The sequence below is a fragment of the Mesorhizobium sp. M7A.F.Ca.US.008.03.1.1 genome (assembly GCF_003997495.1).
In the GTDB taxonomy this organism is placed as follows: domain Bacteria; phylum Pseudomonadota; class Alphaproteobacteria; order Rhizobiales; family Rhizobiaceae; genus Mesorhizobium.
Window position 1 is genome coordinate 78,092 of sequence record NZ_RZRU01000026.1, and the last position, 12,254, is coordinate 90,345.

Annotated in this window: 12 protein-coding genes; 6 read left to right on the top strand and 6 right to left on the bottom strand. The window is 64.9% G+C overall.

What is annotated here, in order from left to right; translation table 11 throughout:
* Positions 1-29 precede the first annotated feature (29 nt).
* The 3 genes from EOA16_RS27660 to EOA16_RS27670 all read left to right on the top strand — a co-directional run bounded on the left by EOA16_RS27660 (position 30) and on the right by EOA16_RS27670 (position 1,541).
* Positions 30-413, top strand: a complete 384-nt coding sequence (locus tag EOA16_RS27660) for a DUF6152 family protein (protein ID WP_127260973.1) — start codon at positions 30-32, stop codon at positions 411-413.
* Positions 414-875, top strand: a complete 462-nt coding sequence (locus tag EOA16_RS27665; protein WP_127260974.1) for a DUF6644 family protein — start codon at positions 414-416, stop codon at positions 873-875.
* A gap of 273 nt (positions 876-1,148) precedes the next feature.
* Entirely contained in the window at positions 1,149-1,541 is a 393-nt protein-coding gene (locus EOA16_RS27670; RefSeq protein WP_127260975.1) for a RidA family protein, read from the top strand.
* Positions 1,542-1,550: 9 nt separating this feature from the next.
* Here the strand turns inward: EOA16_RS27670 and EOA16_RS27675 are convergent, their stop codons facing one another.
* A complete protein-coding gene (locus tag EOA16_RS27675; RefSeq protein WP_127260976.1) occupies positions 1,551-2,180 on the bottom strand; it encodes an MSMEG_1061 family FMN-dependent PPOX-type flavoprotein in 630 nt (209 codons plus the stop codon).
* 162 nt (positions 2,181-2,342) lie between these two features.
* Between EOA16_RS27675 and EOA16_RS27680 the strand changes: the two genes are divergently transcribed.
* Positions 2,343-3,065: a helix-turn-helix domain-containing protein gene (locus EOA16_RS27680; RefSeq protein ID WP_127260977.1), complete on the top strand. Its 723-nt coding sequence runs from the start codon at positions 2,343-2,345 to the stop codon at positions 3,063-3,065.
* Positions 3,066-3,107: 42 nt separating this feature from the next.
* On the opposite strand, the gene carB is transcribed toward EOA16_RS27680, so the two are convergent.
* From carB to EOA16_RS27700, 4 genes are all read right to left on the bottom strand, one after another.
* Complete coding sequence (carB, locus tag EOA16_RS27685; RefSeq protein ID WP_127260978.1) at positions 3,108-6,605, bottom strand: carbamoyl-phosphate synthase large subunit; 3,498 nt, start codon at positions 6,603-6,605, stop codon at positions 3,108-3,110.
* Positions 6,606-6,821: 216 nt separating this feature from the next.
* Entirely contained in the window at positions 6,822-7,721 is a 900-nt protein-coding gene (locus EOA16_RS27690) for an SH3 domain-containing protein (RefSeq protein WP_164754409.1), read from the bottom strand.
* Between the two features lie 231 nt (positions 7,722-7,952).
* Entirely contained in the window at positions 7,953-8,717 is a 765-nt protein-coding gene (locus EOA16_RS27695) for a metallophosphoesterase family protein (RefSeq protein WP_127260979.1), read from the bottom strand.
* Positions 8,718-8,793: 76 nt separating this feature from the next.
* On the bottom strand, positions 8,794-9,150 hold the full coding sequence (locus EOA16_RS27700; protein ID WP_127260980.1) for a helix-turn-helix transcriptional regulator: 357 nt from the start codon (positions 9,148-9,150) through the stop codon (positions 8,794-8,796).
* A gap of 199 nt (positions 9,151-9,349) precedes the next feature.
* Between EOA16_RS27700 and EOA16_RS27705 the strand changes: the two genes are divergently transcribed.
* On the top strand, positions 9,350-10,528 hold the full coding sequence (locus tag EOA16_RS27705) for an MFS transporter (protein WP_127260981.1): 1,179 nt from the start codon (positions 9,350-9,352) through the stop codon (positions 10,526-10,528).
* Between the two features lie 28 nt (positions 10,529-10,556).
* Here EOA16_RS27705 and EOA16_RS27710 read toward each other — a convergent pair whose 3' ends face one another.
* A complete protein-coding gene (locus tag EOA16_RS27710) occupies positions 10,557-11,015 on the bottom strand; it encodes a MarR family winged helix-turn-helix transcriptional regulator (protein WP_127260982.1) in 459 nt (152 codons plus the stop codon).
* A 211-nt stretch (positions 11,016-11,226) separates the two neighbouring features.
* Between EOA16_RS27710 and EOA16_RS27715 the strand changes: the two genes are divergently transcribed.
* The gene (locus EOA16_RS27715) at positions 11,227-12,021 is read left to right on the top strand and encodes an SDR family oxidoreductase (protein ID WP_127260983.1); all 795 of its coding nucleotides are present in this window, start codon (positions 11,227-11,229) and stop codon (positions 12,019-12,021) included.
* Positions 12,022-12,254 lie beyond the last annotated feature (233 nt).

Below are 12,254 nucleotides of genomic sequence, written 5' to 3' on the forward strand. Positions count from 1 at the left end.
GCCTGCGGGATGAACCGAGGAGACGAGCGATGCAGTTCAAGGCAATGCGCAGCGTCGCGCTGACAGCGGCCATGATGCTTGCCGCCGGCACCCCGGCCTATGCCCATCATGGCTGGTCATGGACGCAGGACGGGTTTTTCGAACTCAGGGGCAAGATCACGGCCATCTATATCGGCAATCCTCATGCCACGCTGGATGTCGATGCCGAGGGCGAAGCCTGGCGGGTGGAGATGGCGCCGCCATCCCGCACGATCGCCGCCGGCTTCACCGAGGAGGTTGCCAAGGTCGGCGACGAGGTGACCGCGATCGGCAACCGCTCGCTCGAGGCGTCCGAAAAGCGTATGAAAGCGGTGCGCCTCATCGTCAACGGCAAGACCTACGATGTCTATCCCGACCGCGTGCCGCCGGCCTAGATGACGGAGTTTTTCGCCGGCATCGAGCAACTCGCTTTGGCGCGGTGGCTGAAGGGCTCCTTCATTGCCTACCCCATCGTCAATGCGCTCCACATCATGTCGATCGGCGCGCTGCTGACCAGCGTCATGCTCATGGACCTGAGGATCTGCGGCGCCTTTCGCTCGCTGCCGCAGGCGGCGTTCGTCGCGCTGCTGCGCCACATTGCATTGGTTGCGTTCGCGGGTGCGCTCGTCACAGGCTCGCTGCTGTTTTCGGTCAAGGCGAGCACCTATGCGGCGATGCCGGTTTTCCTCGCCAAGATGGCGCTCATCCTTCTCGCCGGCATGAACTTCCTCGCCTTCACGCGCTTGCGCCGCGCAACGGGCGGCGACGCGCCGGCGCGTGGGACCACCCTGGCCGTGCTTTCGATGCTGCTGTGGACTTCCGTGCTTTTCGCCGGACGGTTCATCGGTTTTCTCTAAGCAAACCGAACGCCGGCGCTGGTGTTCGCCGGGTGGCAGGATAAGCTCCTCAACCAAAGGTGGCGCAGGCCCCCTCATCCGGCCGCTTCGCGGCCACCTTCTCCCCGCTGGGGAGAAGAGAAAGGCGCCGACGTTGCAAGTCTCCTCTCCCCTCGGGGGTCCGAAGGACGGGCGAGACACGCGGCTCGTCCCGGAACGGTCAGCCGAGCAAAGCGGAGGCTGGGTGAGGGGGCCTTTGCGCTAACCTGTCCAACAAAGGGGAGGAGAACTGCCGTGAAGAAAGAAATCATCGAAGTGCCGGTCATGTCGGCCAAGGTGCGGGCGCTCGGCCTGCCCTGTTCGACCGCGGTGAAGGCCAACGGCTTCGTGTTCATCTCGGCGACGCCGCCAGTGGACATGGTGACCGGCGAAATGGTGCGCGGCGACATCGAGGTTCAGACAGAGGCGTCGCTGAAGGCGCTGAAACATTGCCTGGAAGCGGCCGGCACCTCGCTGGAGAACGTGGTCATGGTGCGCATCTACGCCGTCAATTCCGGCTTCTACAACGCCATCAACCGGGTTTATGCAAAGTATTTCAGCGTCAACCCGCCGGCGCGGAGTTTCGTGCCGGTGGCTTCGTGGCCGATGGAGTTTGATATCGAGATTGAGTGTGTGGCGGTGGCGTGACCACTCGGCTCAATAGAGCCGGGTTTTGCCATCCCTGTCGATGATGTCCTGCATCTCGGCAACGCCAAGCGCCAGCTTGCCATGTGCGACCATCGCTTGTGCAAGCGAGGGAATGCGTGCGGTGTCGGGCCAGGTTTCCTGGCGCCACAGGCCGGCCCGCACGGTGCTCTTGGCGCAATGCAGGAAGGCCTGGCGCACCGTGACCAGGAGGACGAACCGCGGTTCCTTTCCATTCACCGGATAGCGGGCGAGCAGATCGGGGGCGCGGCTGATGCGGCCTTCGCCGGCGACCCGCAGCGTGTCGGTGTGGCCTGGGATGAGGAATATCAAGGCAAGTGCCGGGTCCGCGAGGAGGTTCTCGTAGCTGTCGAAGCGGCCGTTGCCGAGACGATCGGGAATGGCAAGCGTCTTGCGGTCCAGCACCTCGACAAAACCGGCGGGATCCCCCTTGGGTGAGAGATCGAGAAGACCGTCCTGGCCACGTGTCGCCATGACGAGGTATGACGACATGGAGATGAAGGTCGCGCAGATCTCGTCGATGTGGCCGATCGTCTTGTTCGCCACCTTCTCGCCCACCGGGCCGACGATGTCGCGCAGCTGGGCTATGGTTGTCAGAATGTCCGGGTCAGCCTGTGCCATGGTTCGAACTCTCTCTTGATCGCAGCTACTGCTGGTGTCGCGAATGCGGGGTTGATGCTCGCAGCTGAGACGAGGGCAAACTAGTCCGGAAACCGGACTGGTCGCGCGGTTTGCAGGGGCCTATACTCTGTGGGCATTTTTCGCGGAGAAAACCGGTTCGAGATGCAGGAGCACGGTGGCTACGGTCAGTACTGTCCGCTTTCGATGGCGGCGGAAATCCTGTGCAACCGCTGGACCGTGCTGGTATTGCGCCGGCTGCTCGAAGGTTCGACCGGGTTCAACGAGATCCGGCGCGGCGTGCCCCTGATATCGCGCACCGTCCTGGCGCAGAGGCTGAAAGAGTTCGAATCCTACGGTCTCGTATCCCGAGACAGCGAGGGCGCCGGCAAGCCGGTCGTCTATCGGCTGACGCAGGCGGGGATGGCTCTCGGTGAGGTGGTGCACGCCATCGCGGCCTGGGGACAGGAATGGATCGACGTCGAGCCGTCGCTCGCCGATGTCGATACCGATTTCCTGATGTGGGACATAAGGCGCAACGTCCGCCACCTGCCCGGCCTGCCCGACCGTTTCGTCGTCCGCTTCCATTTTCCCGATGCGGTCGAGGGCAAGCGGCGGCATTGGCTGGTGTTCGAGCGTGAGGAAGTGGATCTCTGTTACATCGACCCCGGCTTCGATCTCGACGTGCAGATAGAAGCGCCGCTCAAGACCATGGTGCGCATATGGATTGGTTCGCAAGGCCTTTCCAGCGCAATCGCCAGCGGCGAAATCCAGATCGACGGTCTCCGCAAGTTCACGTCCAACGCGGCTGACTGGCTCGGCCTCGGCTCGCTGTCAGCGATACAAAAACGCCCGGTCGAACTGCGCGTGCTGCGGGCGACTGGCTAAGTGTCACCGACAGGGCAATTCATCTCGGAATTTCGCCAATCCTCAGGCAAAATACTCCTGCAGCGGCCTGACCTCCAGGCTCCCCGCCTTCAGCGCCGCAATCGCCTCGGCCACCGCAGCGGCGCCCGACAGCGTCGTGTAATACGGCACCTTCTGCATCAGTGTGGCACGCCGGAGCGACTTCGAGTCCGACACCGCCTTCTGGCCATCCGTGGTGTTGAAGACGATCTGGACCTGACGGTTGCGGATGGCGTCTTCGATGTGGGGGCGGCCTTCCAGCACCTTGTTTATTTTCTGGGCGTCGACGCCGTTTTCGGCGAGGAAGCGGGCGGTGCCGGAGGTCGCCAGCACCTTGAAGCCGAGACCGGCGAGGCGCTTGACTGCCGGCAATATGCCTTTCTTGTCCTCGTCGCGCACCGAGACGAACAGCGTGCCGGAGCGCGGCAGGTCGACGCCGGCGCCGAGCTGGCTCTTGGCGAAGGCCAGCGCGAAATCACGGTCGAGGCCCATGACCTCGCCGGTCGAGCGCATTTCCGGTCCCAGCAATATGTCGACGCCGGGGAAGCGGGCGAAGGGGAACACCGCTTCCTTCACCGCGATGTGGCCAGGGTTCCTTGGGTCGGGCATGGCGCCGTAATGGGCGAAGGCGTCTTCCAGCGTCTCGCCGGCCATGATGCGGGCGGCGATTTTCGCGATCGGCCGGCCGATGGTTTTTGCGACGAAGGGCACGGTACGGGATGCGCGCGGGTTGACCTCCAGCACATAGACCGTGCCGTCCTTGATCGCGTACTGCACGTTCATCAACCCGCCGACATTGAGCGCACGGGCAAGTGCGGCCGTCTGGCGCTCCAGTTCGTCGACCAGCTCCGAAGGCAGCGAGTGCACCGGCAACGAGCAGGCACTGTCGCCCGAATGGATGCCGGCCTCCTCGATGTGTTCCAGAATGCCGGAGACGAAGGTCGCCTTGCCGTCGCAGAGGCAGTCGACATCGACCTCGATGGCGCCTGACAGATAGGTGTCGAACAGCAGCGGGTTCTTGCCCAGCAGGGTGTTGATCTGGCCGGTCTTGTCGTTGGGGTATTTCTGCTTGATGTCCTCCGGCACCAGGCCGGGCACGGTGTCGAGCAGATAGGTTTGCAGCATGCCCTCGTCGTGGATGATCTGCATGGCGCGGCCGCCAAGCACGTAAGAAGGGCGCACCACCAGCGGGAAGCCGAGCTCGCCGGCAACGAGGCGGGCCTGTTCGACCGAATAGGCGATGCCGTTCTTCGGCTGGCTGAGGTTGAGCTTGTGCAGCAGCTTCTGGAAGCGGTCGCGGTCTTCGGCGAGGTCGATCATGTCGGGCGAGGTGCCGAGGATCGGGATGCCGGCTTTTTCGAGCGCGTCGGCGAGCTTCAGCGGCGTCTGGCCGCCGAACTGGACGATGACGCCGACCAGTTCGCCCGACGCCTGTTCGGCGCGCAGGATCTCCAGCACGTCTTCGGCCGTCAGCGGCTCGAAATAGAGCCGGTCGGAGGTGTCGTAGTCGGTCGACACGGTCTCCGGGTTGCAGTTGATCATGATCGCTTCATAGCCGGCGTCGCGCAGCGCGAAGGCGGCATGGCAGCAGCAATAGTCGAACTCGATGCCCTGGCCGATGCGGTTCGGCCCGCCGCCGAGGATGACGACCTTTTTCCGCGACGACACCTGCGCCTCGTTGGCGAGGCTGCCTGCGAACGGCACTTCATAGGTCGAGTACATGTAGGCGGTGGGTGAGGCGAACTCGGCGGCACATGTGTCGATGCGCTTGTAAACAGGATGAACGTCGAGCTTTTCGCGAGCTTTCTGAATCACTTCGGCGTCGGTCTTCGTCAGCGACGCGAGGCGGGCATCGGAGAAGCCCATGGCCTTCAGCATGCGCAGGTTGACGGCATCCTCGGGGATGCCGTGCTCGCGGATGCGGGCTTCCATGGCGACGATGCCGGCGATCTGTTCAAGAAACCACGGGTCGATCTTGCACATGGCGTGCACGTCTTCCAGCGAGGTGCCCATGCGGATCGCCTGCGCCACCATGCGCAGCCGGTCGGGGGTCGGCGTGCCGAGGGCTGCGCGAATGGCGTTGCGGTCGTCGGCATGGTTGGCGGCGCCGTAGCCGAGGCCAGGGATCTCGATTTCGTCGAGGCCGGTCAGGCCGGTTTCGAGACCGCGCAGGGCCTTCTGCAGCGATTCCTGAAAGGTACGGCCGATGGCCATGACTTCGCCGACCGACTTCATGGCGGTGGTCAGCACCGGCTCGGCGCCGGGGAATTTTTCGAAGGCGAAACGCGGGATCTTGGTCACCACGTAATCGATGCTCGGCTCGAAGGAGGCCGGCGTGGCGCCGCCGGTGATGTCGTTCTCCAGCTCGTCCAGCGTGTAACCGACGGCGAGTTTTGCCGCGATCTTGGCAATCGGGAAACCGGTCGCTTTCGAGGCGAGAGCCGACGAGCGCGAGACGCGCGGGTTCATCTCGATGACCACCAGGCGGCCGTCGGCCGGGTTGACGGCGAACTGCACATTGGAGCCGCCAGTCTCGACGCCGATCTCGCGCAGCACCGCGATCGAGGCGTTGCGCATCATCTGGTATTCTTTGTCGGTGAGCGTCAGGGCAGGGGCGACGGTGATCGAGTCGCCCGTATGCACGCCCATCGGGTCGATGTTCTCGATCGAGCACACGATGATGCAATTGTCGGCCTTGTCGCGGACGACCTCCATCTCATACTCCTTCCAGCCGAGCACGCTTTCCTCGATCAGCACTTCGGTGGTCGGTGAGGCATCGAGGCCGGACTGGACGATCTCGTAGAATTCGGCGCGGTTGTAGGCGATGCCGCCGCCGGTGCCGCCCATGGTGAAGGAAGGGCGGATGATGGCCGGCAGGCCGACATGATCGAGCGCTTGGGCGGCGATCGCCATGCCATGGCTGATGTAGCGCTGCTTGCGGTCGCCTTCGCCAAGGTTCCAGCGGGTTTCCAGCGCGTCGAGCGCGGCATCGAGATCGGCAGGCGCCTCGGCCTTGACGGCGGCGCGCTCGGCCTCATGCATCTTGCGGTCGGTGTTCTTGACGTCGGTGGCGTTGGCCAGCATCGATTTCGGCGTTTCAAGCCCGATCTTCTTCATCGCCTCGCGAAACAGCGCGCGGTCCTCGGCCTTGTCGATGGCCGTGGCGTCGGCGCCGATCATCTCGACATTGTAGCGCTCGAGCACGCCCATGCGGCGCAGCGACAGAGCGGTGTTGAGCGCGGTCTGGCCGCCCATGGTCGGCAGCAGCGCGTCGGGCCGCTCCTTGGCGATGATCTTTGCCACCACTTCAGGCGTGATCGGCTCGATATAGGTGGCGTCGGCCAGTTCCGGGTCGGTCATGATGGTGGCCGGGTTGGAATTGACCAGGATGACGCGGAAGCCTTCCTCCTTCAGCGCCTTGCAGGCCTGGGTGCCGGAATAGTCGAACTCGCAGGCCTGGCCGATGACGATGGGGCCGGCCCCGATGATCAGGATCGACTTGATGTCAGTGCGTCTTGGCATGTCAAAGGTCCGTTCGGCGGGCGGCTTGCACAAAAAACCGGGACGGGAAGACCCGGCCGGTTGTGCTCGCGATTCTGGTATCAGGCTAGGAGGGCCTTATAGGGAAGAGTTTGACTGATGTAACCCCGAAAATGAGGTTGTTGTGGGCGGCCCCAGCCGAGAAGCGCCTCGTTCCGGCGCGCCGCCCTCTGTCCCGCCGACGTCCGAAGAGCCCAGCTAGTCCCCCAGCGCCAACTGATCTGTAATCTCAAACCGCTCTGCCTCCCCGACGCGGATCATGTTGAGTCTGCCCTCGCGAGTGAAGCGGAAGTCGCCGGGCGCGTCGGAACCGGCCGGCTGGCCGGCACGGAAGGAAATGATGCGCGTGCCGCCATCGGGCCAGGTCACAGTGATGTTCGCCTTGTCGGCGGTGTGTACCACGCTGACCTTGCAGCGCTCCATTGGCTGGCCGACATAGCGGGCGCAGGGAATCTCGGGGCCAGAAGCCGGCGTCAGGGCGGGATCCAGCGGGACGTCAGGCGCCGCCAGCGCCAGTACGTACGCATCCTGCATCGCGGCGCGGCCGATTTCGGCGGCGGATCTTGGCGTGCTTTCGGCCGCCGGACCGGCGCCGCCAAGCCGTGCGGTCAGGTCGGGCGGCGGTGCGACCGGCGGCTTGGCGGGGACATCCACGCCGGCTGCCTGTGGTTTGTCCGATGCCGGCTCGGCCTCGTTGCTGCCGGTGGAGGCAACCACCGGCGCATCGGCCGGTCTTGGCTCGCCTTCGACATAGGGGGCCGGATTGAGGGGGATGAGATAGCGCGCCGGCGCCCAGCCGCTCAGCTTCTCCTTGCCCGTGCTCTCGATCTTGCACCATTTGTAGCCGTTGATGTCGTTGCAGCCGAGATTGGTGACCATGTCGCCGCTGCTCAGCCGCACCTCGACCTTGGCGACCGGCGATGCGGTGGTGCGGACCTTGAGAAGGTCGTCCGGCGCCAGGCCGGTGACGACGGAGATGACGAGGGCCGGCGCCTCTTCGGCCATAGCCGGGGCAATGACCGGCCATGCCGCCATCAGCAGCGGAGCGGCAATCAGCGCATGCAGGGGTGTTCGGAGCGAAACTGTGCGCCTCATCATTTGGCCGTGCGCTGATACCGTACCGCGGCGGATCGAGCCCGCCGCAAGCCCGGCCGGTTTTATAAGGGACGACGCGGCGCCATGTAAGCCCGAAAATTCGGGTGGCCGTTTCGCCGGTCTCAACCCGGTCCGCAAGGCTGTGAGCCAATTCAGCTGGACGGGCATGAACGCAAGGGCGTTCAGCCGGGCATGAACGCAAGGGCGTTCAGCCGGGCATGAACGCAAGGGCGTTCAGCCGGGCATGGGCATGAACCCGGTTCTGAGCGCGTGAGCCCATTCCGGCCGGCCCGCCTGTTCGGCCTGCCTGGCGGCCGCCTCATGGTCGTAGTCGACGGCGATGGCCTCGAAGCGGTCGGGCTGGCCGTTGCTGCCCAAGGTGACGATGCCGTAGCGCGCATGCGGCGAGCCCTGCTCGGAGACATGCGCCGGGGGCGTGGAATCGTCATAGGCAGGGCAGCCGATGCTGCCCGGATTGAAGATGACGGGACCATCGGGGACGCGGATCAGTTCCGCGCGGTGGCTGTGGCCGCACAGCGCGATGCGGCAAGCCGGGTCGAGCGCCTTCAGCCGACGTCGGATCGCTGTCAGCGGCGCGCGCACCAACTGGCCATTGACGATCGTATCGGCGAGATATTTCTCGTCATGGTCGGCACGGGCGTGGAAAGCGATGATTCCGGGTGCGATCTCCAGCGTCAGCGGCTGGGCGAAAAGCACCTGGCGCTGTGCCTCGGTCAGCCGCTCCTGCGCATAAACATCGGAGGCCCACATAGTCTCGTCGGCCGGGTCGGCGGCGACGCGGCGGTCGTGGTTGCCACGCACCGTCGGCAGGTTCAGCGCCTCCAACCGCGCAAACGTCTCGCGCGGCCACAGCGGGCCGGAAACGCTGTCACCGAGATTGACGGTCAGGTCGGCGCCGCCGCGCTGGCGCAGGTCGTCAAGCACGGCGTCGAGCGCCAGCACATTGCCGTGGATATCGGCGAGGACCGCGATGCGCATTTTCGGGAGGCTCCTGTGTGACGCCGCTTTTCCTTTTCCCCAAATCCGTGGGGAGAGGAGCCCAAGTCCTTCAAGGTCAGGCGTGGATTTCGATGTCGTGGCCGCCGACCGCCGGCAGTGCCGGATCGTCGCCGGCGGCGGCGATGACGCTGTCGAGCAGGCCGGGGAAGCGGGCGTCGAGATCGGCGCGGCGCAGTGTGATCATGCGGTTGGTGCCGACCACCTCGGCGCGGGTGACGCCGGCCTCGCGCAATTTGGCCAGGTGATAGCTCAGATTGGTCTTCGAGCCGAAATCGAGGAACTGGCTGCAGTTCAGCGGCACGCCCTGCTTGCTGGCGAGATAGCGCACGATTGCGAGCCGGGTCGGGTCGCCGAGCACGCCAAGCACGATCGGCAGGCTGATCTGGTCCGTATTGGGGTGTGGCAAGGTCATGGCTCGAAACTAAGCACAGTCGGCTCCGATTTCAACGCATCCATAATTGTTGGCCCGCACGCGGCCTTCCTCCGTCTCGCGCCGACCTGTGCTGACACAGGGCTGTCAGGAAGGTTCAGCTATTTTTCCCTGGCTTCATTGACATGATGCCCTATTATGTCCAATTGTTCAATAACTTTTGAACTAAGGACATCCCGCCATGGACAAGCGCCTTTTCTGGCTTGCGCTCGGATCGTTCACGATCTCGACCGAAGGCTTCGTCATCTCCAGCCTTCTGCCCGACATCGCGGCGGATGCCGGCATCTCCATTCCGCTGGCCGGCACGCTGATCACTGCCTTCGCACTCGCCTATGCGATCGGCACGCCGATCCTGGCGACGCTGACGGGCGAATGGGACCGGCGCCGCGTCATCCTGTGGACGCTGGTGTTCTTCGTCATCGGCAACATCGCCGCTGCCTTGAGTTCCTCCTTCGAACTGCTGCTGGTCGCGCGCATCGTCATGGCGCTGTCGTCGGGCCTGTTCGCTGCGACCGCGCAGGGCACCGCGGTGGCGCTGGTCGATGATCATCACCGGGCGCGTGCCATCGCCGTCGTCGTCGGCGGCACCACTGTGGCCGTTGCCCTGGGTGCGCCACTGGGCGCGCTCGTTGCCACCGTTGCCGGCTGGCGCGGCACCTTTTTTGCCATCGCCGGCCTTGGCGCGCTTGCGGGCGCGATCCTGTGGTACCGGCTGCCGCAGGGCATTGTTGGCACCAGGCTGCCCTTGAAGCGCAGGCTGGCGGCAGCGCTGCGTCCCGGCGTGATGCCGATCCTGTTGACGACAGTGCTGGCGCTGATCGGCGCCTTCACCGTCTTTGCCTATGTCGCGCCGCTCGCCATCGAGGGTGGCGGGCTCAGCCAGATCGCGCTGCCCGGCATGCTGCTCGCCTTCGGCGTCGGTGCCGTCATCGGCAACATTGGCGGCGGCCAGGCCGCCGACCGGTTCGGCGCGACCCGCACCGTTGGCTGGTCGCTGGCGCTGAGCGCCGGCATGCTGGTCCTGCTGTCGGTCATCCCGACCTTCCTGCCGCACCATATTGCCGGGCCGGCGCTGATGGCGATGATGGTGCCGTGGGGCATCGTCGGCTGGGCGTTCCCCCCGGCGCAGGCGAGCCGCATCATCAAGCTGGCGCCCGATGCCGCCCCGATCGTGCTGTCGCTCAACGCCTCGGCGCTCTATCTCGGCGTGGCGCTGGGTGCCGTGGTCGGTGGTGCCGTGCTGCGCTACGGCGCGCCGGCCGATCTCGGCCTGGTCGCCGCGATCTTCCCGATCATCGGGCTTGGCATCGTGATGGCCGGCCGCTGGGCGGCTCGGCCTGTGGAGATGCCTGCCGAGTAGAGTCTTTTGGCAAACGCTGGCCTAACGCTTAGGGCGTGGCCGGCGGCAGATCAAAATCCAGCGCGGCAATGTCATCCAGCGCCGCGCGCAGCTTTTCAGCCTTGTCCCTGCCGACGACATCCTCGAAGCGCTGCTGGGCGATCTGCCACAGTTTCATCGCTGCCTCGAGCTTGGCCAACCCTTGCGGCGTCAGCCGCACACGCTTGACGCGGCGGTCCTCCGGATCGGCGAAGGTCTCGACATAGCCGTCGCGGATCAGTGGTTTCAGCGTGTGGCCGAGCGCCGACAGGTCCATGATCAGCGACGCGGCGATGGCGCCCATCGCCGGCTCGTCGCCGATATGGATCTGGTAGAGCAGGCCCTGCTGCGTGGCCTTGAGGCCTGATGGCTCCACCATATCATCATAAAACTTGCCGAGCTTGCGCGCCGCGCGGCGCAGCGCGGCGTTGTTGCAGAGCGTGAGGCCGGGCAAGTTGTCCTTTGACATGATGGTCCTTGGCGCCGGCGAATGAGGCCCGGCTGCTACCCCTCAAATAATCCCCGTCCGTATCATTGACAAGATAGTGGCATATGCCTACTTCACCATTAGTGGCATATGCCACTAATTCAAATCAAGCGACTTTCCGGCAGGCGCGGCAGATGCCGCGGCGCCGGGTCAGCCGAAACCAACCCAGATCGGTCGAAGAAGGAACAGGACAATGAGTGGACAGGGCAACAAGGGCACGGCGGTCGTCACCGGTGCTTCGTCGGGCATCGGCGCGGTCTATGCCGACCGGCTGGCGGGGCAGGGCTACGATCTGGTGCTGGTGGCGCGGCGCGCCGACCGGCTGGAGGAACTGGCCGGGAAGCTGCGCCAAACCTATAGCCGCAAGGTCAGCGTGATCAGCGCCGACCTCTCCGACGACGACGACGTCCGCCGCGTCGAACAGGCTGTAACTGCCGACGACAGCGTGACGCTGCTGGTCAACAATGCCGGCCTTGGCGGCCAGTCCGTGGGGGCAACCGCCGATGCGGACGCTGCCGAACGCATGATCAAGGTCAATGTCATCGCCCTGACGCGGCTGACCCGTGCCGTGCTGCCGGGGTTTTTGGCACGCAACCGAGGTGCGGTCGTCAACATCGCTTCGGTGCTCGCCTATGAGACCTCGTTCGGCGGCATCTACAGCGGCACCAAGGCCTATGTCGTCAACTTCACCGAGGCTCTGCATCGCGAGGTCGAGGGTACCGAGGTGAAGGTGCAGGTGGTGCTGCCGGGCGCGACACGGACCGATTTCTGGGAGCTTGCCGGCAGCGATATCGACCAGCTTCCGAAGGAGATCATCATGAGCGCCGACGATCTGGTCGATGCGGCCCTTGTCGGCCTTGCCAGGGGTGAAGCCGTCACCGTGCCGGCGCTCGCGGAGCCGGCCAAGCTGGACATTTTCCTCGGCGCCCGGCAGGCGTTCTACGGCAGCCTGCACGCCGACAAGCCGGCGGCCCGCTACGCGGCTTGAGGGCTGAGAGCTGGTTCGCTTTGCGAACCAGTACCCCCACCCCGCTGCTTCGCAGCGACTTGCCGGGGCGAGCCACGGGTCTCGCCCGTCCTTCGGATCCCCTTGTGGGCAGGGCTATTGCATATGAGTAAAGAGGTCATAGAAGAAGTCTTTGCTCCAGTTTGCCCTGCGCATTTTGCTGGCGATTGGTTTGTCGAGGGGATGGGCGGCCAAGATGTTTTGCGCGAGCCTTC